23 protein-coding genes are annotated in these 25,813 nt (G+C 70.7%); 14 read left to right on the plus strand and 9 right to left on the minus strand.

All coding sequences use genetic code 11. The features are described 5' to 3' along the window. Positions 1 to 117: 117 nt before the first annotated feature. Genes B5Y66_RS07935 through B5Y66_RS07945 form a run of 3 tightly spaced genes read left to right on the plus strand, consistent with a single transcriptional unit; the run spans position 118 to position 2,223 of the window. Positions 118 to 504 carry a VOC family protein gene (locus tag B5Y66_RS07935; protein ID WP_079573135.1) on the plus strand — a complete coding sequence of 129 codons (387 nt, stop codon included), beginning with the start codon at positions 118 to 120 and terminating at the stop codon, positions 502 to 504. Positions 505 to 562: 58 nt separating this feature from the next. Continuing rightward, positions 563 to 1,414 (plus strand): SDR family NAD(P)-dependent oxidoreductase, encoded by an 852-nt coding sequence (locus B5Y66_RS07940; RefSeq protein ID WP_079573137.1) that lies wholly within the window; start codon positions 563 to 565, stop codon positions 1,412 to 1,414. After that, positions 1,411 to 2,223 carry an alpha/beta fold hydrolase gene (locus B5Y66_RS07945; protein ID WP_079573139.1) on the plus strand — a complete coding sequence of 271 codons (813 nt, stop codon included), beginning with the start codon at positions 1,411 to 1,413 and terminating at the stop codon, positions 2,221 to 2,223. Before B5Y66_RS07940 ends, B5Y66_RS07945 begins: the two co-directional genes overlap by 4 nt. Here the strand turns inward: B5Y66_RS07945 and B5Y66_RS07950 are convergent. Beyond that, on the minus strand, positions 2,207 to 2,992 hold the full coding sequence (locus B5Y66_RS07950) for an SOS response-associated peptidase (protein WP_079573141.1): 786 nt from the start codon (positions 2,990 to 2,992) through the stop codon (positions 2,207 to 2,209). The genes B5Y66_RS07945 and B5Y66_RS07950 overlap by 17 nt on opposite strands. Before the next feature lie 92 nt (positions 2,993 to 3,084). Between B5Y66_RS07950 and B5Y66_RS07955 the strand changes: the two genes are divergently transcribed. Then, complete coding sequence (locus B5Y66_RS07955; protein ID WP_079573326.1) at positions 3,085 to 4,314, plus strand: multidrug effflux MFS transporter; 1,230 nt, start codon at positions 3,085 to 3,087, stop codon at positions 4,312 to 4,314. A gap of 25 nt (positions 4,315 to 4,339) precedes the next feature. Here the strand turns inward: B5Y66_RS07955 and B5Y66_RS07960 are convergent, their stop codons facing one another. Together B5Y66_RS07960 and B5Y66_RS07965 are read right to left on the minus strand one after the other, a co-directional pair. Further along, positions 4,340 to 5,719, minus strand: a complete 1,380-nt coding sequence (locus tag B5Y66_RS07960; protein WP_079573328.1) for a permease prefix domain 1-containing protein — start codon at positions 5,717 to 5,719, stop codon at positions 4,340 to 4,342. After that, positions 5,719 to 6,099, minus strand: a complete 381-nt coding sequence (locus B5Y66_RS07965; protein ID WP_079573143.1) for a PadR family transcriptional regulator — start codon at positions 6,097 to 6,099, stop codon at positions 5,719 to 5,721. The genes B5Y66_RS07960 and B5Y66_RS07965 overlap by 1 nt, the downstream gene beginning before the upstream one ends. 187 nt (positions 6,100 to 6,286) lie before the next feature. Here B5Y66_RS07965 and B5Y66_RS07970 point away from each other — a divergent pair, with 187 nt between their 5' ends. Beyond that, complete coding sequence (locus B5Y66_RS07970; RefSeq protein WP_079573145.1) at positions 6,287 to 8,587, plus strand: esterase-like activity of phytase family protein; 2,301 nt, start codon at positions 6,287 to 6,289, stop codon at positions 8,585 to 8,587. Between the two features lie 80 nt (positions 8,588 to 8,667). Beyond that, positions 8,668 to 9,981: an LCP family protein gene (locus B5Y66_RS07975; protein ID WP_245806978.1), complete on the plus strand. Its 1,314-nt coding sequence runs from the start codon at positions 8,668 to 8,670 to the stop codon at positions 9,979 to 9,981. 9 nt (positions 9,982 to 9,990) lie between these two features. Here the strand turns inward: B5Y66_RS07975 and B5Y66_RS07980 are convergent, their stop codons facing one another. Beyond that, positions 9,991 to 10,938 carry a LysR family transcriptional regulator ArgP gene (locus B5Y66_RS07980; protein ID WP_079573147.1) on the minus strand — a complete coding sequence of 316 codons (948 nt, stop codon included), beginning with the start codon at positions 10,936 to 10,938 and terminating at the stop codon, positions 9,991 to 9,993. A gap of 84 nt (positions 10,939 to 11,022) precedes the next feature. On the opposite strand from B5Y66_RS07980, the gene B5Y66_RS07985 reads away from it, so the two are divergent. Then, the gene (locus B5Y66_RS07985; protein ID WP_079573149.1) at positions 11,023 to 11,652 is read left to right on the plus strand and encodes a LysE/ArgO family amino acid transporter; all 630 of its coding nucleotides are present in this window, start codon (positions 11,023 to 11,025) and stop codon (positions 11,650 to 11,652) included. A gap of 57 nt (positions 11,653 to 11,709) precedes the next feature. On the opposite strand, the gene B5Y66_RS07990 is transcribed toward B5Y66_RS07985, so the two are convergent. Further along, a complete protein-coding gene (locus tag B5Y66_RS07990; protein WP_079573151.1) occupies positions 11,710 to 12,933 on the minus strand; it encodes a pyridoxal phosphate-dependent aminotransferase in 1,224 nt (407 codons plus the stop codon). Between the two features lie 96 nt (positions 12,934 to 13,029). On the opposite strand from B5Y66_RS07990, the gene B5Y66_RS07995 reads away from it, so the two are divergent. The 6 genes from B5Y66_RS07995 (at position 13,030) to B5Y66_RS08020 (ending at position 19,176) form a co-directional block, all read left to right on the plus strand. After that, positions 13,030 to 13,716 carry a TetR/AcrR family transcriptional regulator gene (locus B5Y66_RS07995; RefSeq protein WP_079573153.1) on the plus strand — a complete coding sequence of 229 codons (687 nt, stop codon included), beginning with the start codon at positions 13,030 to 13,032 and terminating at the stop codon, positions 13,714 to 13,716. Next, complete coding sequence (locus B5Y66_RS08000) at positions 13,713 to 14,615, plus strand: alpha/beta fold hydrolase (RefSeq protein ID WP_079573155.1); 903 nt, start codon at positions 13,713 to 13,715, stop codon at positions 14,613 to 14,615. Before B5Y66_RS07995 ends, B5Y66_RS08000 begins: the two co-directional genes overlap by 4 nt. Positions 14,616 to 14,739: 124 nt before the next feature. Next, on the plus strand, positions 14,740 to 16,002 hold the full coding sequence (locus tag B5Y66_RS08005; RefSeq protein ID WP_079573157.1) for a CpaF family protein: 1,263 nt from the start codon (positions 14,740 to 14,742) through the stop codon (positions 16,000 to 16,002). Continuing rightward, positions 16,002 to 16,859: a type II secretion system F family protein gene (locus tag B5Y66_RS08010; protein ID WP_079573159.1), complete on the plus strand. Its 858-nt coding sequence runs from the start codon at positions 16,002 to 16,004 to the stop codon at positions 16,857 to 16,859. Before B5Y66_RS08005 ends, B5Y66_RS08010 begins: the two co-directional genes overlap by 1 nt. Continuing rightward, positions 16,856 to 17,644, plus strand: a complete 789-nt coding sequence (locus B5Y66_RS08015) for a type II secretion system F family protein (RefSeq protein ID WP_079573161.1) — start codon at positions 16,856 to 16,858, stop codon at positions 17,642 to 17,644. The genes B5Y66_RS08010 and B5Y66_RS08015 overlap by 4 nt, the downstream gene beginning before the upstream one ends. A 5-nt stretch (positions 17,645 to 17,649) precedes the next feature. Further along, a complete protein-coding gene (locus tag B5Y66_RS08020; RefSeq protein WP_079573163.1) occupies positions 17,650 to 19,176 on the plus strand; it encodes a recombinase family protein in 1,527 nt (508 codons plus the stop codon). Between the two features lie 102 nt (positions 19,177 to 19,278). On the opposite strand, the gene B5Y66_RS08025 is transcribed toward B5Y66_RS08020, so the two are convergent. The 4 genes from B5Y66_RS08025 to B5Y66_RS08035 form a co-directional block, all read right to left on the minus strand. Continuing rightward, positions 19,279 to 19,647, minus strand: coding sequence for a histone-like nucleoid-structuring protein Lsr2 (locus B5Y66_RS08025; protein ID WP_079573165.1), 369 nt, complete (start codon positions 19,645 to 19,647; stop codon positions 19,279 to 19,281). 51 nt (positions 19,648 to 19,698) lie between these two features. Next, positions 19,699 to 20,004: a hypothetical protein gene (locus B5Y66_RS22505; RefSeq protein ID WP_176168812.1), complete on the minus strand. Its 306-nt coding sequence runs from the start codon at positions 20,002 to 20,004 to the stop codon at positions 19,699 to 19,701. 203 nt (positions 20,005 to 20,207) lie between these two features. Beyond that, complete coding sequence (locus B5Y66_RS08030; RefSeq protein ID WP_079573167.1) at positions 20,208 to 20,426, minus strand: hypothetical protein; 219 nt, start codon at positions 20,424 to 20,426, stop codon at positions 20,208 to 20,210. Beyond that, a complete protein-coding gene (locus tag B5Y66_RS08035) occupies positions 20,423 to 21,532 on the minus strand; it encodes a hypothetical protein (RefSeq protein ID WP_079573169.1) in 1,110 nt (369 codons plus the stop codon). The genes B5Y66_RS08030 and B5Y66_RS08035 overlap by 4 nt, the downstream gene beginning before the upstream one ends. A 1,189-nt stretch (positions 21,533 to 22,721) precedes the next feature. On the opposite strand from B5Y66_RS08035, the gene B5Y66_RS22200 reads away from it, so the two are divergent. After that, positions 22,722 to 23,483, plus strand: coding sequence for a hypothetical protein (locus tag B5Y66_RS22200; RefSeq protein WP_139820784.1), 762 nt, complete (start codon positions 22,722 to 22,724; stop codon positions 23,481 to 23,483). Positions 23,484 to 25,813 lie beyond the last annotated feature (2,330 nt).

Consider the following 25,813-nt stretch of genomic DNA (forward strand, 5'->3'; position numbering starts at 1 on the left):
GTCGTCGGATCGTTGAGCGAGGCTCAACGAGCGTTTCGGGATCGTGCCTTGCCGAGAATCCTCCCTGCATCGAGGCTGAGTGACGTCGGGACTCGCCCAGCTTCACGAGAGGCATTCATGCAGATCAACGGCACCGCCCTGTCACTCAACGTCGACGACGAGGTCGCGTCGGCCGAGTTCGCCAAGCGGCACCTCGGCTTCGCCGAGACGATGTCCGCCGACGGGTTCGTCTCGCTGCGCCATCCTGACGCCGCGTTGGACGTCATCTTCCTGCGGACGGGGCTCGGCACGTTCAAGCCCGCGCAGATCGCCGGCTCCGCCGGGCAGGGGATGCTGCTCGCGTTCGTCGTCGAGGACGTCGACGCCGAGTTCGCCCGCCTCGCCGCTGCCGGCGCCGCGGTGATCACCGCGCCGGAGACCGAGCCCTGGGGCGAGCGCTACTGCCAGTTCGCCGATCCGAACGGGATCGTCTGGCAGCTCGTCTCCTGGCTCGAGCAGCCCTGACAAGACCCACGTCCCCTTCCCGCCCGCCGACCGTCAGGTCCCCCCGCCGAGGAGCGCTGTGCCGCCTTCATTCCCCACCCCCCGCACCTGGTTCATCACGGGCGCCAGCCGAGGCCTCGGTCACGCGCTCGCAGCCGCCGCTCTCGAGCGCGGCGACCGGGTCGTCGCCGCAGCCAGGACCGCGACCGTCGACTCCTTCGACTCCGCGCACCGGGACCGAGTCCTCGCGCTGCGCCTGGACGTGACGGACCGGGAGGCCGTCCGCGCCGCGGTCGACACCGCCGTCGAGCACCTCGGGCGCCTCGACGTCGTGGTGAACAACGCCGGGACGTTGTCCATGGGCATGGTCGAGGAGTTCACCGAGGCCCAGGCCAGGGCGCAGCTCGAGGTGAACTTCTTCGGTGCCCTCTGGGTCGACCAGGCCGTGCTGCCGCACCTGCGTCGGCAGGGCTCGGGTCACATCCTGCAGGTCTCGAGCATCGCGGCCCTCGGCGGGTTCGCGAGCACCGGGCTGTACAGCGCGAGCAAGTTCGCGCTGGAGGGGATGAGCGAGGCCTTGGCGGCGGAGGCGGCGGCCTTCGGCGTCGCCGTGACGATCGTGCAACCCGGCGGATACTGGACCGACCTCTACGCCGGCATGGAGTCGACGACCCCGCACGAGGCCTACGGCCCGCTCCGGGCGGAGCTGGAGCGCCAGTGGGCGGAGGGCTCCGTGGACAGCGACCCCCGCCTCGCCGCCGAGGCGATGCTCACCCTGGTCGACAGCGACGAGCCGCCGTCGCGCCTCCTGCTCGGCAGCATGGTCTACGACCTGGCCCAGGACGTCTCGCGTCAACGGATCGCGACGTGGGCGTCCTGGGAGCAGGTCAGCCGGGCCGCCGAGCGTGCCTTCACCGAGGTGCGCTCATGACGTCGACGACGTCGCCCGCCACGTCGTGGACGGGGATGGTGCCGGTCGAGGACACGGCCCTGGCCGTCACGGACACCGGCGGCACCGGCGTCCCCGTGCTCTACCTGAACGGGCAGTTCGCCACTCAGGGGTACTGGCGGCGCGTCGTCGCCGAGCTGGGCCCTGCCTCCTTCCGGCACATCACCTTCGACGAGCGTGCGCGCGGCCGCAGGTCGGGGACCTCCACGGACTACTCGTTCGAAGCTGCGGTGCGGGACGTGGACGCCGTCCTCGCGGCGCGTGGCGTCGAGGGAGCGCTGCTGGTGGGCTGGTCCTACGGGGCGGTGGTCGCCGCGCACTGGGCCGCCCGCCGGCCTGGCCGCGCGCTGGGAGCCGTCCTGGTCGACGGCGCCTTCCCCGACGACTGGCTGGACGACGCGATGGAGCAGCGAATCCGCACGCTGTTCCGCCGGATTGCTTGGCTCCGGCCCGTGCTACGCCCTCTGGGACTCGTCCCGCGGATGACCGCGGCGCAGCAGGCGGAGAGCAACATCGAGCTGGGCCGGCTCTCCCGGCGGAGCGAGCTGGGCCCCGTCCTCGAGGCCCTCACCGTCCCGACCCGATACGTGGTCGCCTCGGGGACCTCCTTCGGGAGCCGCGGGGACGAGCAGGAACGCATCCGCGCCGGCCTCGACGACGTGATCGCCGGCCACCCGCACGTGCGGGTCAGCGCGAAGGTGACCAGCAACCACGGCGCGATCCTGCGCAAGGACGCCCCGGCCGTCGCTCGGGCCGTCCGCGAGGTGAGCGGGGCTACGCCTCCGTCGTGACGACGTCCGGGTCCCGCGGGTCGGGGTCCACGTCGAGGAGCGACGGCCGGTTGTTCTGCACCGACCCGACGGCGTCGCCTACCGGGTGCGTGGCCATCCCGACCTGGGGGCCCGTGACGATGCCCATCGCCTGCTCGGCCCCGACCGCGGGGTCGAGCCAGGCGTCCCAGGACGTGCGGGGGAGGACGACGGGCATGCGGTCGTGGATGCGCTCCAGGTCCTGCGACGCGGCCGTGGTGATCACCGTCGCGGAGACCAGCCAGCGTTCGGGGTCGTCGTCCGCCTTCGAGCGGTCGCGCCAGAACTCGTAGAGGCCCGCGAGCGCGGCGACGCCGCCGTCGTCCGGGTGGATCCAGTACGGCTGCTTCGGCACCTTCGCCCTGGCCGGCGCGCCCGGCGGCAGCTCGAGCTTGCGCCACTCGTAGTAGCCGTCGGCCGGGAGCAGGCAGCGGCGCACGCCGAGGGGCTTGGCGAACGCCGACTTCTCGAGCAGCGTCTCCGTGCGGGCGTTGATCATGCGCGCGCCGATCGACGGGTCCTTCGCCCAGGACGGGACGAGCCCCCAGCGCGCCAGCCGCAGCGAGCGTGTGATCTCACCGGTCTGGCCGCCCTCGAGCCGCTGCGGGCGCTCGACGACGATGCGCACGGCGTCGGTGGGGGCGACGTTCCACGACGGGGACAGGAGGCGCGCGTCCTCCGCGATCTCGGCGACGGCGAGGTCGTCGGCGATGTCCTGGGCGTCGCGGAAGGACGCGTAGCGGCCGCACATGGGTCCATCGTGACGCATCCCACCGACAGTCGTCCGAGCGGGCGGGGCGTTCGCCCTGGGCGCGGTCGTAACGATTCGATAGGATGGCGGCCATGCCCGACGACTCTGCGAGACTTCCGCGCGCCCGCTCTCCGTACCGTTGGGTCATCATGCTCGGCGCCCTCGCGGCGCTGCCTGCGTTCACCGTCGACATGTACCTGCCGTCGCTCCCCGAGGTGGCGGCGGACCTCGACTCCTCCGCGTCGTTCGCGCAGCTCTCGGTCTCCGTGATGCTCATCGGCGGCGCGCTGGGCCAGCTCACCATCGGTCCGCTGTCGGACCGTTTCGGGCGGCGGGCGCCCCTCATGTGGGGGCTGGCGCTGCACGTCGTGACGTCGGTCCTGTGCGCCTTCGCGCCGAACATGACGATCCTCATCGGCCTGCGCCTCATGCAGGGGTTCTTCAACGCCGCCTGCGGCGTCGCCGCGATGGCGGTGGTGCGCGACCGGTTCGTCGGCGCCGAGGCCGCGCGCATCCTGTCCCGGCTCATGCTCGTCATCGGGGTCGCGCCCATGCTGGCGCCGACCTTCGGCTCCGCGGTCGCCGCGGCGGCCGGCTGGCGCTGGGTCTTCGGGTTCCTCGCGCTCGCGGGCGTCGCGATGGGGTTCGTCGTGTGGCGGTTCATGCCGGAGACGCTGCCGGCGGGGCGTCGCCAGACCGGCGGCACGCGCAGCGTGTTCGCCGGCTACCGCACGCTGGTCAAGGACAAGCAGTTCATGGCGCTCGCCGTCATCCCCGGCCTGGGGCAGGCCGTGCTGATGAGCTACGTCGTCGGGTCGCCGTTCATCTTCCAGGAGGGGTACGGCCTGAGCCACGGGCAGTTCTCCGTGCTGTTCGCCGTCAACGGCCTCGGGCTCGTGCTGTCCGCGCAGGTGAACGCCGCCCTGGTGCGGCGGGTCGCGCCCATCCGGCTGCTGCGCGCCGCGCTCGCGATCCAGGGCGTCGTCGCGGTCGGGCTCCTGGCCGTGGCCCTCACGGGTGCCGGCGGGCTGATCGGGCTGCTCGCGATGCTCTGGCTCGTGCTCGCGTTCCAGGGGCTCATCCCCGCCAACGCGTCGGCGATCGCCCTGTCCCGGCACGGCGAGCGCGCCGGTACGGCCGCCGCCGTCATCGGCGCCGTGCAGTCCGGGGTCGCGGGCCTCGTCTCGCCCCTGGTGGGCGTGCTCGGCGGCGACGCGGTCGCGATGTCCTGGGTCATTCTCGGCGCGCTGGCCTGCGCGCTGGCCGTGCTCGCCTTCGCCACCCCGGCCTACCGTCGCGACGGCTGGGTCAAGCTGGCCTGACGGCCGGCCGGGGCGGGCCCCGGGCTCAGGCGAAGCCGAAGACCGGGCCGAAGGCGACCACCACGAACGCCGCCCACACCGCGTACACGGGCAGGAAGCGGGTCTGCCAGCGGACCAGCGCGCCGAACGGCCGCCGCTCGCGCAGGAAGCCGAGCAGCAGCAGGCCCGACCGGGCCAGGTGCACCAGGAGCAGCAGGTTGAGGCCGAGGGCGGCCACCTTGTTGGGGCTGAAGCCGAACTCGGCGATCCGGGTGAGCATCGCCGTGAGCGCGACGGCGTCGACGGCGAGCGCCGCGGCCACCAGCACCAGCTGCAGCCCGTCGAACCAACCGGGGCGGGCGAGGGAGTCGCGCGCCGAGACGGAGTAGAGCAGCAGGCACAGCACCAGCAGCAGGATCGCGTCCATGAGGATCAGCAGCTCGCGCTCGACGTCGGCGAGGCCACCGGCACCGAGCAGCACGACCAGCGTCACGAGCAGCATCACCGTGGTCAGCGGCGTGAAGACGCGGGTGAGCACCGGGGCGATGTTCTCCACGACGTCCTGCTTGGCCTCGACCAGCCACGCCCCCACGACGACGGCGCCGGGCACGGCGAACGGCATGATCCAGCTCTCCATCGCCGGCTCGATGTCCACGCCGACGAGGCTCAGCGTCGCGGCCGTGAGGCCCAGCAGCACGCCGCCGCCGATCGCCAGCAGCGTGACGTACACGACGAGCTCGCCGGTGAAGCGCGCGAAGTCCATCCGCGGGTCCTGGGCCCGCCAGCGGCCGCCGACGTAGACCACGCCGACCAGCGCCCACAGCACGACGGGGGCGTGCACGGCGGCGAGCACCACCGTCGAACCGTTCTCGACGTAGGGGTAGACGTTGAGCACGACGGCGAGCAGGGCGTACGGCACGAGCAGCGCGGCGACGACGCGCCAGGAGACCCGGCGCTTCCACACGAAGTAGCCGGCCAGGAACGGCGCCGTCATCAGGGGGACGTTGCGCAGCAGCACGGAGTCCGTGTCGAACGCGGCGAGCGCGACCTTCACGGCGATCCCGGCACCGACGGCGAGCGCGAGGACGACGGCGAGCTCGCGCCACGCGGGCGCCGACCCCTCCGAGGGCTCGTCCGGGACCAGCACGAGCTGCTTCCACAGCCGCTCCGAGTGCTCGCGCGCGAACTCGCGCGAGACGGCGTCGAGGTTGCCCATGCGCCGCACCGCGACGAGGAACGCCTCGTCATCGTCGAGCCCGGTGGCCGTGAGGTCGGCGACCCTGCCGCGCAGGTGGTCCTCCATCTCGTCGACGTCGGCGGGCGAGATGGCGCGGTGCCGCTGCACGTAGGAGCGCCACTGGTCGATCTGCGTCTCGAGCCGGCCGTGCCCGCCCGCGGGCTCGACCCGCTCCTCCTGCCCGGCCATCACGCCCACCCCTCGGCGACGGCCGGGCGGGCGGGGGCCTGCGCGGCCTGCTGGGCGGACCGCCAGACCTGCTGCAGGACGTCCGCGACGACGGACCACTGCTCCTGGCGCTCGGCCAGCGCGTCGCGCCCGGCCGCGGTGAGGGCGTAGTGCTTGCGGCGGCGGCCGGCCTCGGAGGTGCCCCACGTGGCGACGACCAGGCCGAGCCGCTCGAGCCGGTGCAGCAGCGGGTAGAGCATGCCGTCGGTCCACTGCATGCGACCCCCGGAGAGCTCGGTGACCCGCTTGAGGATGGCGTAGCCGTAGGACTCGCCCTCGGCGAGGATGCCGAGCACGAGCGGGGTGGCGGACGCCGCCACCAGGTCCTTGTCGAAGCGCACCTAGGGCTCCTATGTCTAGATCTGCTAGGGGTGCCGAACCTAGCAGATCTAGGCATGACTCGGGAGGGGGTCGCCGGGTGGTTCGCGTGCCGGGCGCCGTCAGGCGCCACCGGATCGTCGCCCGGCGGACGGCCAGGGTTCATCCGGGGTTCGTCGAGCCGTCGCGGAGCGCCGGTGGGATCGGCCCATGACCCGCTCACCGATCCACGCCCGCGCGCTGCGTGTCGTCGCGTCCGGCGCCGCCGCGGCCGTCGTCCTGACCACCGTGGCCGGGACCGCCGCCCTCGCCGGCGGCCCCGGCGACCACGGCACGCCCGGCCCCGGGCGGCCCGGCACCGTCGCGACCCACCTCGTCCCGACGCTCGAGGGGCGGGCGACGCTGTCCGCCGACTTCCTCGCCGAGGGGCCGCCGTCCGGCGCCCGGGCCTCCGCCGCCAACGGCCGGCAGGGGCCCTGGGACGGCCAGGTGATCCCGGGCTTCTCGGCGATGGTCGACAACGGCGACGGCACGTTCTGGGCGCAGCCGGACAACGGCTTCGGCAGCCAGGGCAACTCCGCGGACTTCCTGCTGCGCAGCTACCTCGTACGGCCCGACTGGGACACGGGGCGCACGGGCTCCGGGGAGATCGAGGTGCTCGACCACATCTCGTACAACGACGCGGACGAGGTGCTCGACGTCGACATCGTGAACGGCGACACGGACGGGCGGCTACTCACCGGTGCCGACTTCGACATCGAGTCCGTGGTGCGCGCCGACGACGGCACCCTGTGGGTGGGCGAGGAGTTCGGACCGTTCCTGCTGCACTTCGACGCGGACGGCACGCTGCTGGAGAAGCCGTACCCCCTGCCCGGCGGGCTGAAGTCCCCGCAGAACCCGTACCTCGGCGACGGCGAGGAGCCCACGGTGCGCGCCAGCCGCGGGTTCGAGGCCATGGCGGGCGTCCGGGGCGGGCGCTACCTGTACCCCGTGCTCGAGGGCGCCCTGGTCGGCGACGCCGACCAGCGCCGGCGCGTGATCCACGAGTTCGACACCCGCCGCGGCGAGTACACCGGCCGCACCTGGGACTACCAGGCCGACCAGGAGGCCAACGTGCTCGGCGACGCGTTCGCCGTCGGCAAGGACTCCTTCTGGGTCGTCGAGCGCGACGACTTCGAGGGCCCGGCATCGGTCACCAAGCGGGTCTACGAGATCGACCTGAGCGAGACCGACGGCGACGGCACGGGTGGGAGCGGGCATCTGCGCAAGGAGCTCGTGCTCGACGCGCTGCGCGTGGAGAACCCCGACGGCATCGACGCGGGGGAGGGCTACGGCCTCGGCGAGACGTACGCGCTGCCCGTCCAGTCGTTCGAGACGGTGCTGCGGCTGCGCGACGGGCGCATCCTCATCGGCAACGACAACAACTACCCGGGCAACGCGGCCCGCAACCCCGGCACGCCGGACGACACCGAGATGGTCGTGATCGACCTGGAGAAGCAGCGCACCCGGGACGACGGCGTCACCGTCGTCGGGCACCGCGGCGCGTCCGGCGACCGGCCCGAGCACACGCTCGCCGCGTACGAGCAGGCCGTCCTGCAGTGCGCGGACGTCATCGAGCCCGACGTCGTGCCGACCAAGGACGGCGTGCTCGTGGCCCGGCACGAGAACGAGATCGGCGGCACGACCGACGTCGCCGACCACCCCGAGTTCGCCGACCGCCGTACCACCAGGACGATCGACGGGAAGGCCGTCACCGGCTGGTTCACCGAGGACTTCACGCTCGCAGAGCTGCGCACGCTGCGCGCCGAGGAGCGGCTGCCCGAGGTCCGGCCCGGCAACACGGCCTACGACGGGCTGTACCAGGTGCCGACCCTCGACGAGGTGCTCGACCTGGCCCGGCACTCCGAGACCTGCGACGGCCGGCCCGTCGGCGTCGCCCCCGAGACCAAGCACCCCACGTACTTCGACTCGATCGGGCTGCCCCTGTCCGCACCCCTGGTCGCCGAGCTCGCGGCGAACGGTCTCGACTCGCGGCGCGCCCCCGTCGTCGTGCAGTCGTTCGAGACCACGAACCTGCGCGAGCTCGACCGGCTGACCGACGTGCGCCTCGCGCTCAACGTCTCGCCCAGCGGCGCGCCGTACGACCTGGTGGCCGCGGGAGACCCGCGCACCTATGCCGACCTGGTGACTCCGCGCGGCCTGCGCGAGGTCGCCCGGTACGCCGACATCGCGAGCCTGGAGAAGAACGTCGTCATCCCGCGCACCGCCGCGGGCACGCTCGGTGAGCCCACCTCCGTGGTCCGCGACGCGCACCGTGCCGGGCTGGACGTGTACGCCTGGACGTTCCGCGCCGAGAACCAGTTCCTGCCGGCGGAGCACCGCTCGTCGGCCGACCCGGCCGCGCACGGCGACCTGGCGGGCGAGCTGGACGCGTTCCTCGACGCCGGCGTGGACGGGGTCTTCTCCGACCAGCCGGGCCTCGCGGTCGCCGCGGTCGCGGCCCGGCGGTGACCGGTCGCGCGAGGGGTGAACCTGCCGGGGCGGAGGGGACCCCTCGCGCGAACGTGCTGCTCACGGCCTAGGATCGCGCTGTGCGGACCCTGCCACGGCACGCGAGCAGCCTCGCCTCGCACCGCGTCGTCCGTTCGATCGCTCTCGTCGTCACCGCGGTGGTGGCGTTCGTGTCGGCGGCCGCGGTCGCGTCGTTCGTCGACCTGCGCTCTCAGATCGCGGTCTCCGACGTCGACGACCTCCTCGCGGACGACGACCGCCCGCCCGAGGTCGCGGCAGAGCAGGACCCGAGCGACCCGTTCGCGGGCAAGGACCTCAACATCCTGGTCATGGGGACCGACTTCCGGGACGAGGCGAACGCCGAGATCGCCGGGGCGGGCGACGAGTTCCACTCCGACACGACGCTGCTGGTGCACCTGTCGGGCGACCGGAGCCGGATCGAAGCCGTCTCGATCCCGCGCGACTCGCTCGTGGACATCCCGGCCTGCAAGCTGCCGGGCGGCGGCGAGACCTCGCCGCAGTCGGACGCGATGTTCAACTCGTCGTTCACGCTGGGCGGCGGTGCGGACAAGGACGTCACCGGCGCGGCCGCCTGCACCATCCGCACGGTCGAGGAGCTCACCGGGGTGCGTATCTCCGACCACGTCGTGGTGCAGATGACCGGCGTGATCGGTGTCGTCGACGCCATCGGCGGGGTCACCATGTGCCTGCCCGAGCCGGTCAAGGGCGAGCGCGTGGACCTCGACCTGCCGGAGGGGAAGCAGAAGCTCGACGGGTACACCGCGATCAACTTCCTGCGCGCCCGCAAGGGCGAGGGCATGGGCCTGGAGATCGGCAGCGACCTCAAGCGCATTGAGCGGCAGCAGGCGTTCTTCGACGCCGCCATGCGCGAGATCCTGTCGCAGAACGTCATCACCGACTCGCCCCGCCTGTACCGGATGGTGCGCGAGATCCTCGGCTCCATCTCGACGGACCCCGAGCTCGCCAGCCCGACGGCGCTCGCGGGCCTGGCGTGGAGCATCCGGGACATCGACCCGTCACGCATCGTGTTCACGTCCGTGCCCGTAGCCACCGCGCCCAGCGACCCCAACCGCGTCGTGTGGACGTCGGAGGCCGACGCGATCTGGGAGCGGATCCGCGCCGACGAGGCGCCGCCCGGCACCCCGGAGCCGGACCGGGACGCGAGCAGGAGGCCGTCGGGCGCGACCGCCGTCGACGACGACGTCGCGTCGCCGGACAGCGACGAGCCGGGTGCCACCGGGACGTCGGGCAGTGGCGAAGGCAAGGGCGACGTCGCCGGCGAGGACGGCGGCACGCGCGGCGGCAAGGAGGGGGACGGCGGCTCGCCCGACCCGTCGCCCAGCCCGTCCGTGCTGCCGGGGGTCTGCGCCTGACGGGCGGCCTCAGGACTGGGGGAGCGCGCGGCGGGCCTCGCCGCGCAGGGCGTCGGCGACCCGGTCGAGGACGCCCGAGCGCAGCTTCCACTGCTGCAGGTAGATCGGGACGTCCACGACGGCGTCGCGATCGAGCAGCACCACGTCTGCGCCCGCGTCACCCGGCCCGCCGGCGAGCATGCCGAAGCGCGCCCCCGGGCCGGGCAGCGGGCCCCACATGCCCCACCCGAGCCCGCGGCGGATCGCGTCGACGTACTCGGGGGTGCTCGGCACGTGGTGGCGCGGTGGCGACGGGACGGCGGCGCCCGCCGCGGCGGCGCGGTCGCGCAGCCAGGCGTCCTGCAGGTCGTCGGCGCGGTTGAACACCAGCATCGGCGCCCGGCCCAGCGCCTCGACCGTGGGCCCGTCGGGGAACCACCGCTCGACGACGGCGCGGGTGGCCGCCGGCCGGTACCGGGTGACGCCGAGGAACGTCGAGGTGCAGCCCTGGACCGGTGCCCGCTGCGAGGTGATCGCGGCCATCACCGCGCCGGCCGGCAGGAGGTCCACCGTCCGGTCCTGGTCGTCGCGGTAGAGGTCGAAGCAGACGCCTTCCACCCGCGTGAGCGCGGGCAGCACCCAGGTCGCGAGCGAGTCCGCGTTCACGGCGAGGGGCACCGTGACGGGCCGTGGCGCGTCGTCGTCCTCGGGCTCGGCGTCCCGCGGCCCGAGCTCGCGGCCCGCCTCCGCGCCGAGCAGCTCGACCTGGCGGGCCAGGCGCAGCAGCGTGCGCCCTGGCTCGGTGGGGGCGACGGGGCGGGTGCGCTGCACGAGCACCGAGCCGGCCGCGTTCTCGAGCGCCCGCACCCGTTGGCTGACCGCCGACGGCGTCACGTGCAGCGCGTGGGCCGCGGCCTCGAACGACCCCTCCGTGATGACGGCCGCGAGTGCCTCGAGCTGCCGGGAGTCCCATCGCATGGCGACACCCTAGATGAAGCAGTGCTGCACCAGGTGTAGAAACAGTAGATGGACTTCATCTGATGTCGCGCCTAGCGTCGAGAGGTGCTCACCCTCCTCGCAGGCCTCGGCTTCGGCCTGTCCCTCATCGTCGCCATCGGCGCGCAGAACGCCTTCGTGCTGCGTCAGGGCGTGCGACGCGAGCACGTCGGCCTCGTCGTCGCCGTCTGCGCGGCGTCCGACGTCCTGCTGTACCTCGCGGGGACGGCCGGGCTCGGGGCGCTCGTCGTGAGCCACCCCGCCGTCGTGGAGGTCGCGCGCTGGGCCGGGGCCGCCGTCGTGCTCGGCTACGGCGCCCTCGCGGCACGCCGCGCCTGGCGCGGCGACGAGGCGGGGCTGGCGGCGGCGTCGGACGGGACGGTCGCCGACGCCGGGAGGCGTGCGCGCCCGGTGCTGCTCACGGCCCTCGCGCTCACGTGGCTCAACCCGCACGTGTACCTCGACACCATCGTGCTGCAGGGGTCGCTCGCCGCGTCGCACGGCGACGAGCGCTGGCTCTTCACCGCCGGGGCGATCGTCTCCAGCGTGCTGTGGTTCGTCGGCCTCGGCTACGGGGCACGGCTGCTCGCGCCCGTGCTCGCGCGGCCGGGCGCCTGGCGCGTCGTGGACGGCGTCGTCGCGGCGATCATGCTCGTGGTCGCGGCGACCCTGGTCCTGCCCGCGCTCACGTCGTAGCCCGCCGAGGTAGTTCGAGGCGTGCCGAGGTGGTTCGGAACCTGGCGAGGACGCCGCCTAGCTCGCCAGGCGGTGCAGACGCCCGACGGCGTCGCGCAGCACGTCCTCGCGCTTGACGAACGTGAAGCGGACGCGCGAGGCAAGCGCGGCCGACGTCGGGGACCCGGGGCGGCAGAACGCGGAGACGGGGACGCCGACGACGCCGGCGAGCTCGGGCAGACGGCGGCAGAGGTCGTGGCCGTCGGCGACGCCCAGGCGGCCCAGCAGGTGCGCGCCGTCCGCCACGACGAAGTACGTGCCCTGCGGGACGACGACGTCGAAGCCTGCGGCGGTCAGCCCTTCGCACAGCAGGTCGCGCCGGGCGGCGAGCGACGTCGCGAGCGCGCGCGGCGTCTCGTCGTCCCCGAGGGCGCGGGCGATCGCGGGCTGGAACGGCGCGCCCGAGGTGTAGGTGAGGAACTGCTTCACGGTGCGCACGGCGGTGACGAGCTCGGCCGGGCCGTGCACCCAGCCCACCTTCCAACCGGTGAGGCTGAACGTCTTGCCGCTCGAGGAGACGGTGAGGGTGCGCTCCGCCATGCCCGGCAGGGTCGCGATCGGGACGTGCACGGCGTCGCCGAAGGTGAGGTGCTCGTACACCTCGTCGGTGAGGACCACCGCGTCGGACTCGCGCGCGATCGCGGCGACCTGCTCCAGCTCGGCTCGCGTGAGCACCGTCCCCGTGGGGTTGTGCGGGGTGTTGAGCACGATGAGGCGGGTGCGCGGGGTGACGGCGGCGCGCAGGGCGGCGGCGTCGAGCCGGAAGCCCTCGGCCGTGAGCGGGACCGGCACGTGCGTGGCCCCGGCCAGCGCGATGCCCGCCGCGTGCGAGTCGTAGAAGGGCTCGAGGGTGACCACCTCGTCGCCCGGGCCGGCGAGCGCGAGGATCGACGCCGCCAGCGCCTCCGTGGCGCCGGTGGTGACCAGCACCTCCGTGTCCGGGTCGACGTCGAGCCCGTAGTGGCGGAGCTGGTGGTCGGCGATCGCGCGGCGCAGCTCGGGGACGCCGTCGCCGGGCGGGTACTGGTTGCGGCCCGCGTCGATCGCGTCCTTGGCGGCGGTCCGGATGAACTCGGGGCCGTCGACGTCGGGGAAGCCCTGGCCCAGGTTGATCGCGCCGGTGCGCGCCGCGAGCGCCGTCATCTCGGCGAAGATCGTCTGCGCGACCGCGCCGTCCGGGCCCAGCAGCCCGGTCGCGCGGGCGACGTCGTTCCAGCGGCCGGGCGGGGGAGAGGTCGGCATGGTCCTCGACCCTAGCCCCGGCAGGTGGCGTGCGCGGCTCGCGTCCGTCTATCGTAGTGACCAGTATCTTAAAAGTGGTCACTACGGAGGTGTTCCGTGCCCCGCCCCCTCGTCCCCGACCGCCGTGCGCGCATCCTCGACGCCGCCCGGTCCCTGATCCTCGAACGGGGGTGGCCGCGTACCACGGTCGCCGACGTCGCGGCGCGGGCCGGGATCGGCAAGGGCGCCGTCTACCTCGAGCTCCCCGACAAGGCCGCGATCCTCGACGCCGTGCTGCGGCGCAGCACCCGGGACCTGACCGCCGCGGTGCACCGGCGCGTCGTCGAGGCCGCCGGCCTCGTGGACCTGCCCGCCGTCTACCGGTTCGGGATGGACGCGCTGCTGGCCGACCCGCTCATGCGGGCCCTCACCGTGGGCGACGAGACGCTGCTGGGCGACCACGTGCGCGACGTCGCCGCCGGGGAAGGCCGCTACGCGGCGCGCCTCGCGTGGCTCGCGGAGTACGTCGCACGCCTGCAGGACGCCGGCGTCGTCGACCCGTCGGTCCCCACGGAGGCGGTGGTGCGGGTGCTCGGCGTCTTCAGCGTCGGCCTGGTGCACGCGCCGGGCACGATCGGCACGACGTCGGACGACGAGCTGCGCGACGCGGTCGCACTCTTCGCCGACCTCGTCGGCCGCGGGCTCGCCGCCGACCGTCCCGCCGACCCCGAGGCCGCCCGCAGAGCCCAGCTCGGGCTCCTCGCCCGCCTCGACCACCAGCTCGACCTCCTGGAGGAGCCATGACCGGCCGTCCCGTGACCGACGTCTTCGCCACCTGGACCGACCTCACCGTCGCGGGCGGACCCGTGCGCCACTACCGCGCGGGAGACACCGGCCCGCCCGTCCTGCTGCTGCACGGCGGCATGCTCGACACGGCCGCCGGGGTGTGGCGCCACGTCGCGGGAGGGCTCGCGGCGGACCACCGGGTCCACGTGATCGACCTGCCTCGGCACGGCGGCAGCCGCCCGTGGAGCGGGCTGCTCGACGACGCGTTCTACCGTGCCTTCCTCGGCGAGCTCCTGGACGCACTCGGCCTGGAGAGCGCGGCCCTGGTGGGGCTGTCCCTGGGGGCGGGCGTGTCCGTCGGGTTCGCGCTGGACCACCCGGAGCGCGTCGACGCGCTCGTGGCGATCGGGCCCGGCGGGATCGGCGCGCGGCGTCGCGCGCAGCTGATCACCTGGCTCGCGCTGCGCACGCCCGGCCTGCTGCGCCTCACCAGCCGCTTCCTCGCGCGGCGGCCCGCCGTGGTGCGCCGCTCGATGGCGGACAACCTCGTGGCCGGTGAGGGCACGGACGGCTTCGAGGAGATCGTGGGGCTCGTCGTCGAAGAGGCGCGCGCGAAGGCGGCTCACCGCGAGCCGGCCCTCGACGACTGGATGGTCCGCGCCTACGGCCCGCGCGCCATGGCGCTCGACCACCTGGCCGACCTGTCGCGGCTGCGCGTCCCGTCGCTGTGGGTGCGCGGCGACCGCGACCCGCTCGTGGGGCACGCCGAGCTGGCCGCGGCAGCCGCGGCGGCCCCGGGCGCCCGCCTGACCACCATCCGAGACGCCGGGCACATCGTGACCTACGACCAGCCCGAGGAGACGTCGCGGCTGGTCAGGGAGTTCCTCGCCGCGGCGCGCGAGGGCCGTCCCGCCTAGCGGCTCGGCGCTGGTGGCAGGGTGTGTCCACAGGCGGTCCTCAGCCGGTTGCCCGGGACCCCTATCCTGGTCCCGCCTTGCCGCCCCGCGCACCCGCCGTGGCACGACGAGAGGGAACAGATCAGTGTCGATCGACACCTTGGCGCCGACGGACGCCCCCGCGATCCTCGAGCACGAGGTGCGCGAGCTGGTACGCCGCCGCGCCCTCGACCCGGTCCGTGACCGGGCCGGGCTCGAGCGCCTCGTCGCGGAGGCCGCCGCCGACTACGCCGAGCGCGCCACGCGCGGCGTCGTGCCGGCTCTCGCGGACCCGCAGGGCGCCGCACGGGCGGTCGTCGACGCCCTCGGCGGCCTCGGCCCGCTGCAGCGCTACCTCGACGACCCCGAGGTCGAGGAGATCTGGATCAACTCGCCCGCCAAGGTCTTCGTCGCGCGGCGCGGCGTCCCGGAGCTCACGACGACGATCCTCACCGCCGCGCAGGTGCGCGACCTCGTGGAGCGGATGCTCAAGGCGTCCGGCCGCCGTCTCGACCTGAGCAGCCCCTTCGTCGACGCCTCCCTGCCGGGCGGCGAGCGGTTGCACGTCGTGATCCCGGACGTCACGCGCGAGCACATGGCCGTCAACATCCGCAAGCACCTGGTGCGCGCGGACCACCTCGACCACCTGGTGCGCCTCGGCTCGCTCACGTCGCACGCCGCCGCCTTCCTCGACGCGGCGGTGCGGGCCGGGCTGAACGTGCTGGTCTCGGGCGCGACGCAGGCGGGCAAGACGACGATGCTCAACGCGTTGGCCGGCTCGATCCCCGCAGGGCAGCGGGTGATCTCCTGCGAAGAGGTCTTCGAGGTGCGCTTCGCGGCCCGTGACCACGTGGCCATGCAGTGCCGGCAGCCCAGCCTGGAGGGCACCGGGGAGATCCCGCTGCGCCGTCTGGTCAAGGAGGCGCTGCGGATGCGGCCGGACCGGATCGTCATCGGCGAGGTGCGCGAGGCCGAGAGCTTCGACATGCTCGTGGCGCTCAACGCCGGGATCCCGGGGATGTGCACCGTGCACGCGAACTCGGCCCGCGAGGCCGTCACGAAGATGTGCACGCTGCCGCTGCTCGCGGGCGAGAACGTGTCCGACCGCTTCGTCGTCCCGACTGTCGCGTCGGCGATCGACCTCGTGGCGCACCTCGACGTGGCGTCGGACGGTGCCCGGCAGGTGCGCGAGATCGTCGCCGTGACGGGTCGCGTCGAGGGGGACCGCGTCGAGACCGCCGGCATCTTCCACCGGCTGCCCGCCGAGCAGGGCGGCGACCTGGTGCGCGGCGACGGCTTCCCGCCGGGGGAGGAGCGCTTCGCCCGTGTCGGCGTCGACGTCCGCGCCCTCCTGGCCGGGGGCCGCTGATGGGGGTCGTGGTCGGGCTGCTGCTCGGGGCGGGCCTGGCGTGCGTCTGGCTGTCGTGCTGGGAGGCTCCGGCGCGTCCGCGCCGCCGGGTGGGCCGTTCCGCCGCCGTGCAGGACCTGCTCGTCCAGGCCGGCGCGCCGTCGGTGACCCCGGCGGCACTGTGGTGGCTCAGCGCGATGGCGGGCGTCGTGGTGCTGCTCGCCGGGCTGGCGCTCACCCGCTCGCCCGCCATCGCCGGGTGTTTCGCCCTCATGTCGGCCGCGGCGCCCGAGATGCTCGTGCGGGTGCGTGCGCGGCGGCGCCGGCGGGACCTGCGGGAGGTATGGCCGGAGGTGGTCGATCACTTGGCGTCGGGTGTGCGGGCCGGGCTGTCGCTGCCGGAGGCCGTGGCCCAGCTGAGCGAGCGCGGCCCGGTCGAGCTCCGCGAGCCGTTCTCCCGCTTCGCGGCGGACTACCGGGCGACCGGCCGCTTCGGGGAGTGCCTCGACCTGCTCAAGGCGCGGCTGGCCGACCCGGTGGCGGACCGGATCGTCGAGGCCCTGCGACTCACGCGCGAGGTGGGCGGCACCGACCTGGGTCGGCTGCTGCGCACGCTGTCGACGTTCCTGCGCGAGGACGCGCGGACGCGCGGCGAGCTCGAGGCGCGGCAGTCGTGGACCGTGAACGGGGCCAGGCTCGCGGCGGCGGGCCCGTGGGTGGTCCTGGCATTCCTCGCGACCCGCCCGGAGACGGCGCAGGCCTACAACTCGGCCGCCGGTGTCGCGGTCCTCGCGGCCGGTGCGGCCACGTCGGTGCTGGCCTACTGGCTGATGCGACGCATCGGCCGGTTGCCCGAGGAGGGGCGGGTGCTGCGATGACCGCGCCCTGGTTCTCCGGCGTCGGTGCGCTGGTGGGGCTGCTCGGCGGCCTCGGCATCCTGCTCGTGATCTCGCGGGTCCGCGCGCGCCGGGCGACGCTCGACCAGCGACTGGCCCCGGCGCTGCGCCCGCGCGACGCCACGTCCGGACTGCTGCGCGAGCAGCCCACCCACACGCCGTTCCCCGTCCTCGAGCGCCTGCTCGCGCCGTGGATCGCGGACGCCGCGCACTGGTTCGAGCGGCTCGGGTCGTCCCGCGCGGACGTGCGCCGACGCCTGGACCGCGCGGGCTGGCACGAGAGCGTCGAGGCGTTCCGGGCGCGCCAGGTCGTCTCGGCCGCACTCGGGCTGGCGGCCGGCCTCGTGCTCGCGCTGCTCCTCGCCGCCACGCGCGGGTCGTCGCCGGTACCCCTGGCGGCGCTCGTCCTGCTGTGCGGTGCCACCGGTTTCGTCCTGTGCGACCAGTGGCTGAGCCGCGCCGTGCAGCGCCGTGAGGAGCGGATGCTCGCCGAGTTCCCGACCGTCGCCGAGCTGCTCGCCCTCGCCGTCACGGCGGGCGAGGGTCCCGTGCCCGCGCTCGAGCGGGTCGCGACCACGGCCCGCGGCGAGATCTCCGGCGAGATCTCCACGATGCTCGCCGACGTCCGAGCCGGCGCGCCGATCGCGACCGCTCTGACGGCGATGGCCGACCGGACCGGACTGTCCTCGCTCACGCGCTTCGCCGAGGGCGTCGCCGTGGCGCTGGAGCGCGGCACCCCGCAATCGCCTATAACGCTGCTACCGTAGCAACGGTGAGAGCACTTGTCTACGTCCGGCTGTCCGACTGGCGCGGCGAGGAGGACCCGAGCCTGAGCCCGCAGGGGCAGGAGGAAGCGGGGCGCGCGTACTGCAAATCTAAGGGCTGGGACGTCGTGGACGTCGTGCGGGACCTCGACCAGTCCGGCAGTGACAAGGGGCTGGGGCTCAGCCGTCCGGGCATCAAGGAACTACGAACGTATTACGGCAAGGCTGATGCCGTGGTGTTCAAACGCCTTGACCGCCTCGCACGCGACGTTGCCGACTTCGGAGCGCTCATGAAGGAGGCGAGGGCTAACGGAATGGCGCTCGTATCCATCAACGAGGGCGTCGATATGACAACCGACCAAGGCGAGTTCTTCGCAACAATCGTCATGGCTTTTGCTCAGATGGAATCGCGCATGATTGCCGCGAGGGTCAAGGATGGGCGTAGGGAGCAGCGCACTGCCCGACGCTGGGGCGGGGGATTCACGCCCTGGGGCTATGAAAGCGCACCGAACCCTGATGGTCCGGGAAGGGTACTCATCGTCAAGAAGGACGAGGCGGAGATCCTAAAGGAATGTGCCGCAAGGGTCGTACGCGGCGAATCTCTCTACTCCATCGGGCAAGATCTCGTGAGGCGAGGCGTTCCGGGCAAGCGCTCGGGCACGTGGGACGCAACCAAGATCAAGCGCATTGTCACGTCACCTGCGAGTGTTGGCGTGATGATGCATGGCAAAGAGCCATTGAGGGACGAGCTCGGCCTACCCGTCAGGGCGTGGCCGGCAGCGCTTGACCCTGACTTGCAGGCTCAGGCGCGCGCCGCGCTCAAGCCGGGCAAGAAGTCTGGTCAGGTGAAGCGACAGAAGGCCGCGCGCCTTCTTTCGGGGCTGATTGTCTGCCCGTCCTGCCGTCGCTCGCTGGCACTCAAGAGCGTTAGAGGAGTCGTCCAGTATGCGTGTTCGTCGCGCGCTAGAGGCCTTGCATGTGCGGGCGGTGTCAGTGTCCGGGCAGAGTCTGCCGAGTCCGAGGTGGAGCGTCGCCTACTGCTAAAGATCGGCTCGTGGAGGCGGCTCTTGGACGTCGCACGTGAGGTTGCGCCGGACCGGGAAGCCTTAAGGGACATCGAGCAAGCGCTTGGAGAGATCGGCATGGCGTTTCAGGAGCCCACGGCCGACGTTCCCGCCCTTGTCGCACGTCGGGACGCGCTACTACAAATGCGCGAAAATCTCGGGGTGACAGAGCCCGTGCACGAGACCGTCGAGTCAAGCACGACCGTTCGTGAGGAGTGGGACCACGGGGATGTGATCGACCGGCAGAAGCTCCTTCAGGAGTACGTCAGAAGAGTCACCGTGCGTCCGTCGCAAGGGCGTAGAGGATTCTCCCCGGACCGCATCGTCATTGAGTGGGGAGAGTTCCTGACGATCGACCAGCCGGAGCACGGACTCATTGGTGAGGGGTTCTGGATTACTTCGGACGATCCCGAGACGCTGCGGCGCATTCAGGAACCGCCGCAGCGGGCGGAAGGCTCGCTGACGGTCTGACGGTCTGACGGTCTGACGCAGCGTCGGCGCCCGGATACACGAAAAGACCCCTCTACCGGCGTACAGAACGCTGTAGAGGGGTCTTCGTGGCTGGTGCTAGTGCTACTTGCCGACCTGGACGGTCTCGCCCGTCGCCTTCTCGTATGCCTCGACCAGGGCGTGGCTCGGCCGGCCTCGGTCGGCCACACTGAAGCCGTTGGCCCGGCCCCAGTCCTTGACCCGCCCGTAGATGCCAGGGTTGCCGACCGTGCCCTGACGGTTGAGCCGGGACGTCGGGACGGTGCGTGCTGCTCGGCGGGAGATCTTGCGGCCTGCTTTGACGTAGGGGTCGAGCAGGCGGAACAGCTCGGCGGCTTCGTCCTTCGTCAGGTCGACCTCAAAGGACGAGTCCTGTACGGCGAAGGTGTACTGCTCGGCACCTTCAGCGCCGGAAAGGTCGCTGTAGGTGGTGGTCTCGATCCGCTGGGCCATGGCCGTGAGGTTATCGCACGCACAGGGCGTTCCGAGGTGGACGAGCGGCGGTCACAGATGCTCGGACCCGGGGCGGCTCAGGTCCACATCAGCAAGGTTGTAGTGCCCTTTCCAGGTGGGTTGACGGGCAACCCTTCCGGGCAGGGTGCGCCAGCCATTGAGCTTCTCAATCGGCCAGGCGGAGACGATCGGGACGCAGGACGGGCAAGGCGGCGCGGTCACGGTGAAACCGAGCTGAGTGCCGTTGGCCAGGTGTACTGCACAGAGCAGGCACAGGCCAGCTCGCTCGGCGTACCTGACGATGCGCTGGTGGTCTCGGGCTTCGCTGAACGACTCGGGGGTGGAGGCGACAGTCACAGAGGCTCTCTCCAACGAGAACGAAGGGAACCCGGCTCTTCGCTGAACCAGGCTCTCTCATGGGTGAGTGGTGGGGGATGGGCAGGCGGCATGCACACGTGCGGGAGCACAGGGGCCGTGAGTGTGGATCTCAGGGCTTCGGGCCCTGATCACCCATGAAGCCCTGAGGTCCATGCCTGAAGGGCTCGTGCGGCCCGGTGGCCCTACCGGAAGACCAGCCGGAGTGCTGCGGCGCGCTCGACCTCGTGAGGGTCGGCGTCGGGGTCCGCCTTCCGGTAGTTCACCCGAGCGCGGTATGCGGCCTGGCGGCAACGGTTAGAACAGAAAGTCATGGTCCAGTTGTCATGCTCAGGGAGCGGCTCGGCGCATCGGGCGCAGAGATCGAAGTTCCAGCGGCGCAGGGCCTCGGCCTGGTCGATCACGCTGCTGCCTCGATGGTGAAGGTTGCCTTGTAGACACTGACCGTGCCCCGGTCCTGGCGCTGGTAGTAGCCGCCCTTGAGCTGCATGAGAACGTCGCCAACGCTCATCGTCTCGCGGGTTACCTTCGCCTCACGGACCCGCCCGAGGTGAGGGGTCACCCCGCCGACACGCGAGGCCATCACGCGCTCGACCAGAGCGCCAACGTCACCGACACGGTCCCCCATGCCCTCGTTGACCCAAACGTCAAAGATGGCTTCGATCGTGATCCGACGGACACCCTTGGCGGCATTGTTCGCGGTGACCGAGTGGTTGATGATCTTCACACCGAGGGCGTGTACATCCACGTTCGTGGCGAATCCACGATCGTTTGTAGTAGCCGCCTGATAAGCCGGACTGCCCTTGACGAGCGTAACAATGTGATCGACAAAGCCACTGACGGTGTGATCGCCTAGCGTCCCGCTGGGGATGCTTGGAAGGTCAGGGAAAATCGAGTTCACGGAGAAGGTCACGGAGTCCACCAGGTCCTGTGTGCCTACACTGGACATGCTTACCTGTCCGGCCTTCGAGTAGTGCCGGTTCAGGCGGGTCTCGATGTCCTGACCGTTGATGGGGGTTCCCGCCCATCCTGGACGGAAGAACTTGCCGTGGACGATGCCCTTGTACGAGCCGAAAGGCTCCGTGCTCCAACCCTTGTCGGCCCGTTCGGCGGCGTGAGGCTGCACGAGGAACATGGCGGGAACGTCGCTAGGCGCCTCAGCGGGCGCCTTCTCCACGACATGCACGGGGACCATCAGCTCCTCGGCCATGACGTCGGCCAGCGCCTCAGCGACCCACGGTCGGAACGGTGCGCGATCCTCGAGTTCCTTCACGGCCTTCTCGGCGCCGTCGAGCAGTAGTTGAGCCCGATCTGCGGCGGCGAGGCCGCGCGCGTAGTCGTCTGGCGTCACGGACTCGTCGCCCGACGTGAGGCGCGCCTTCAGGTCGGCTACATCCGCCTGGGCGGTCGTGAGTACATCCGCGTGCGCAGTCACCTTCGTCTGGGCGGTCGTGAGTGCCGCGGCGTGGAGCTCGAACTTGTCGGAGGTCTTCGTGGTCTTGGTGGCCAACTTGTTCCCCTTGTTGCGCCCACCCTTGGGCGCGATTGTCGTAGTGAGTTTGTGACTGCCTCGCGAGCCTCTTCCGGCTCGTCGGGGTCCGGGGTCCGGGGTCCGGGGTCCGGGGTCCGGGGTGACATCCGGTTGGTCTTGTTCCGATCCTCCCTGAACATCGCTTCCACCTTGTGGGGAAGAGCGCGACGGCGCACACGCCCTCGGTCGGGAAGGAACCGGGCGGCGTGTGCACACAGTCCTCGGAGTTCGGCTTCGTCGCTGTAAGGACGCCCCCGCTGAGACCTGCACGCTTCGGCGAGTTCTGCACGCGGCTCAGGTGACGCTTGCGCTCCGAGTGCTGGAAGCGCTTGATCCGGTCAGGTGCCGGTACGTCGAGCCCTGGCTCCGTGTCCGCGGCGAAGTCAGCGTGGACGGCGTCGAGCGCGGTCGGCGCGTTCAGGGGTCATGTTTGGGGGCCAAATAGAGAGGAACGTACACGTTCCCCGTTGGAGAGGCCGGGGAGTAGTAGCTGGGTGCGCTCACGCAGCACCGAGAAAGTTGGAAATGAGGCAGGCACACTTCACCTTCGGAAAAGATGGGGTGAATCCTTTGCCGTGTGCCGGCCAGGGTGCGAGCCATGGTGTACACGCCCACAGTCTCGACTGCCTGGGAGGTCGCCCCGATTCCGTATCGCGTCGTCTCGGTGCGACGGAACCTCCGCTCGATCCGACGACGCTTGGCGGCAAGGGTGGCTCTGCCGTCGCGGGATGACTTGACCCGGTGGCGGTATCCACGGAGCGCAGCGAGGTTGGACTCTCGATGGTCGTCAACGGGTCGAACATGGTCCACGTCGGTCGCAGCCTCCCGAGCACCGCTCGTTGTACTGGTCTCGGTGCGCGCCTCGGTAGCCGTCACGATGCAGCACACGACGTCGGATGGCCTCCATGTCGGACGGGAGGCGGGAGCGACCGTCGGAGCCGCCCCACAACGCCATTTGGTGCGATTTTGGCTGCTATGGGTTGAACTGGGTCAGGCGCGCGTGGGCGCTCCGAAACACTGGCGGAACGTCACCGGAGGTCACGGCTCGATAACGGTTGCCGTGGGCGCCCAAGAGCGGTTGACCCTGATGCCTGATGCATGGAACAGTTCAAGAGATCGCAAACAGACTTTGCGACGAGCCAAAAATCCAACGAAGGAGACTCGTCTCGTGAAGAGAACTGCACTCTCTACCGCAACGGCGCTGGTGATTTCCGGGGTGATCGTAGCTGGCACAGCACTCCCGGCGCAGGCCGCAATCTACACGTGGTTCGACCGCAATGGGACGGCCGGAACTCGCTACTACGACCACGTAGTGGGAAGCCAGGCGGATAGCTTCAGCCGGACCGGTGTGCATGCCGAGGTGGACGGAAGCGGATACACCTGGCAGACGAGCGTTTGGTTCGGATCTTATACTACTACGGGTTCAGCGAGCGCGACGATCACTGGACCGCGGAGCTTTAACAAGACATCCTTCCGCATCACAAACGCGGTTGGCACCGGTTCCATCGGAATGAAGGCGTGGCTCACTGATGCCAGAATGGCTGGCTTTGCCAGCTCTGACGCCGCTGAGCTGGAGCCAGATCCGGAAGTCTCCTCGTCTGGGTCCGCCGGCGAGATCGCGGCCGACGAGATCCGCGCGGATAGCGTTGAAGGGCGCGACATCACGAAGGTTGGTGCAGACGAGCAGGTGGAGTTCTGGGCCAGCGAAAGCGACGACGCCGCTGAGATTTGCCTGTACACGACCTGGGAAGAGTACGCAGCGTATACTTGCGAAGAGTCGTCGGCTGTGCAGGCCGTGGGAATCAGGAGCGAGGCGTCCGGTCCGGAATTCGAATCTGAACTTGAAATCCCCGCGGAGAACGAGCGCACGCTGTCGTCGGGTGGGAGCCTTAGCGATGGAGTCACGTTCTCGGTGAACCACCTGGATTGATAGATCGTCAGAGCAAGGGAGGGCTGAGCAATGAGTGACAAATCGCCAGACCGCGAACCTTCGCCTCCGCTGCCCGCTATTCAACAGTGGTCGGGGATAAACGATAGTCCGATGGCACGGATGCAGGATCCTGTTCGAAACACTCCCGAATCAAACGGGTGGTTGAAGTTCGGAATTCCCGCGCTCGCATCGGTCGTTATCGTGGTGCTTGTGGTTCTCTTCCTCTGACGTCAGAAGCACGGCTAAGCGCTCTCGATATCGATGAGAGCGCTTAGTTGTGTCAATTGCGCAACTGCCAGGAGTCCGAGCCTGGGCCCGCGGCCTCGAAACTGCTGCCTGCCCAAATTTGAATCGGTGGCATGGGTGCCACGCATTGGTTGGCGGGCTTTCTCATGGCAGGACTCGAACCTGCGACACGGTGGTTAACGGCCACCTGCTCTGCCAACTGAACTACGGGTCAATGCGTTAGGATGACAGGTCTCGAAGCTGCGGCCCCCCGGGTCCCAAACCGGGCGCTCTACCAACTGAGATACACCCAAGAGTGCGCGGGGTCGCCCGCGCCATGAAGAGTGAATGCCCCGCTGACGACGCCATTGTCGAAAGCGGGGCGCGGGGAGTTGCACGTGAGAGGAGGAGAGCCGTGCCACCTCAACCCGCAGTAGGACCCCGCCCGTGTAGGTCGACGATGACCACGGACGCGGGGAGCCCTTAAGATTAATACGAAGCCGAATCCGTTCGGCGTCATCGGCGCTTCGCGCCGACTTGCCTCACTTTCCTCAACTTCACCATCTATATATATAAGGACCTCAGGACCCCAGGTCGCGCAACCAAGTTCCCGTGTGACCTGCCCCACACAATCACAGAGGGCCTGCGATGCGAGCGGATACGCCGTCCGCGCCGCGATCCTTGACTAGGGGCAGCGGGGGAGTGGAGACAGGCGGCGCGGAGCGCCGTGTAGCCCTACTTCTTGGCCCTGGGCTTCCTGGCCGGAGTCTTTCTTCTTGGGGCCGCTGGCGCGGCCCAGGAGCCTCGCCTGAGTATCAGCATCACCGGGCACCTGCCCGTTCGGCTGGTTGACCACGATGATCCCGCCGTCGTCACAGAAGACGAGGCGACGCTTGTCTCCACCAGCCAGCTCGAGCGACTTCGCCGTCACCCACGGGTGAATCTTGCGGACCCTCGCCGGCTCAGCCGGACGCTCGCCGGAGGGCTGGACCAAACGTGTCTTTCGTTGCGCCACGTAACCACTCTGCCCGCCGCGGTGGTCAGATGCGAAACCGCAGGATCCTGCGGATTTTGGCTGCATACTCATGCATGGACCGGAGCCGCGCCCAATCGGTCATCGACTCTGGAACCCGTACAGGATCTCATCTGCTATACGCTGGCGGACCCAGATCATCCCTCTTGGGGGTCATGCCCCGGGCTTGCATCGCCTTGAGCTTGCTCTCCGCCTGTTGCCGGCGCGGATGATTCCTCGGACATGTCTTCTTCGAGACGTCCGAGCGCAAGAGAAAGCCCGTGCAACGTGGGCCCCTCCTCGGCGCTAGAGGGGAGTTCTTGCAATAGCGCCTGAGCGAGAACGCTCCTCTGCGTCGAATCGGTCTCGGCTGCAAGTTCTCGAACCAGCCGAGCGATTCGACTACCTTCGTTCGTCGTCTCGTCCCGACGGGAAGGGGTCGTTAGCCATAACTTGGGGACAAAGTCAAACTTTACACCCAGATCCCCAAATGAGGATTTGGTTTTCCAGATATCCGAGGGTTCACTGGGCTGTCGCTGGACGACGCCCTCCGCCGCAAGGTTGGCGAGGAGCCTTCCCATTTGTGTCCTGGTCGTGAATAGGGAAGCGCTCCGGCCTGACGGCGTTGACTCCGCCCCGCGGTCGGAAACCTGAGTATCGATCTCGATATGTGGATTTAGCGCAGAAGCTAGGTCTTCTGGGGCTCCACTTTCTTCGGAGGCGGCTTTTCCCTGCTGGACTGGCCGCCGACGATCAGATGTTGAGTCGGCGTCGGCTTGGGTGGCTGTGCTGACGGTGTCCCCAGCTTGCTCGTTGGGGACGATGAGGCCCCAAGCGGTGAGTTCGCGCTCAACCTCTGCGGCGGCTCGAATTCGACGTCGTTTGGTGAACGGCAGGCGGAAGAGAGCTCCGCCACGTGAGCGCAGAATCGGGTCGATAGGCATCGCGGTCACCTCACCTTCCAATCAGCAATGCTAGCGCTCCGAAAACAGCCGAGGTGAATCGCCCTGGGTCTGATGGAGGCTCTGGTTATTTGATCTCGGCCAGGGCCCTCGACCCCTGCTGGGTAGCGTAGAGGGCGCTCTCGAACTCG

Origin of the sequence: Krasilnikoviella flava (genome assembly GCF_900167525.1) — a bacterium.
GTDB lineage: Bacteria > Actinomycetota > Actinomycetes > Actinomycetales > Cellulomonadaceae > Isoptericola > Isoptericola flavus.

Bases quoted from the DNA above. Each gene is read 5' to 3' on its own strand.
- B5Y66_RS07990 (WP_079573151.1), bottom strand. From the start codon at position 12,933: ATGCCGACCTCTCCCCCGCCCGGCCGCTGGAACGACGTCGCCCGCGCG.
- B5Y66_RS07950 (WP_079573141.1), bottom strand. From the start codon at position 2,992: ATGTGCGGCCGCTACGCGTCCTTCCGCGACGCCCAGGACATCGCCGAC.
- B5Y66_RS07980 (WP_079573147.1), bottom strand. From the start codon at position 10,938: ATGCGATGGGACTCCCGGCAGCTCGAGGCACTCGCGGCCGTCATCACG.
- B5Y66_RS07955 (WP_079573326.1), top strand. From the start codon at position 3,085: ATGCCCGACGACTCTGCGAGACTTCCGCGCGCCCGCTCTCCGTACCGT.
- B5Y66_RS08015 (WP_079573161.1), top strand. From the start codon at position 16,856: ATGACCGCGCCCTGGTTCTCCGGCGTCGGTGCGCTGGTGGGGCTGCTC.
- B5Y66_RS08010 (WP_079573159.1), top strand. From the start codon at position 16,002: ATGGGGGTCGTGGTCGGGCTGCTGCTCGGGGCGGGCCTGGCGTGCGTC.
- B5Y66_RS07960 (WP_079573328.1), bottom strand. From the start codon at position 5,719: ATGGCCGGGCAGGAGGAGCGGGTCGAGCCCGCGGGCGGGCACGGCCGG.
- B5Y66_RS08000 (WP_079573155.1), top strand. From the start codon at position 13,713: ATGACCGGCCGTCCCGTGACCGACGTCTTCGCCACCTGGACCGACCTC.
- B5Y66_RS07935 (WP_079573135.1), top strand. From the start codon at position 118: ATGCAGATCAACGGCACCGCCCTGTCACTCAACGTCGACGACGAGGTC.
- B5Y66_RS07945 (WP_079573139.1), top strand. From the start codon at position 1,411: ATGACGTCGACGACGTCGCCCGCCACGTCGTGGACGGGGATGGTGCCG.
- B5Y66_RS08025 (WP_079573165.1), bottom strand. From the start codon at position 19,647: ATGGCCCAGCGGATCGAGACCACCACCTACAGCGACCTTTCCGGCGCT.
- B5Y66_RS07970 (WP_079573145.1), top strand. From the start codon at position 6,287: ATGACCCGCTCACCGATCCACGCCCGCGCGCTGCGTGTCGTCGCGTCC.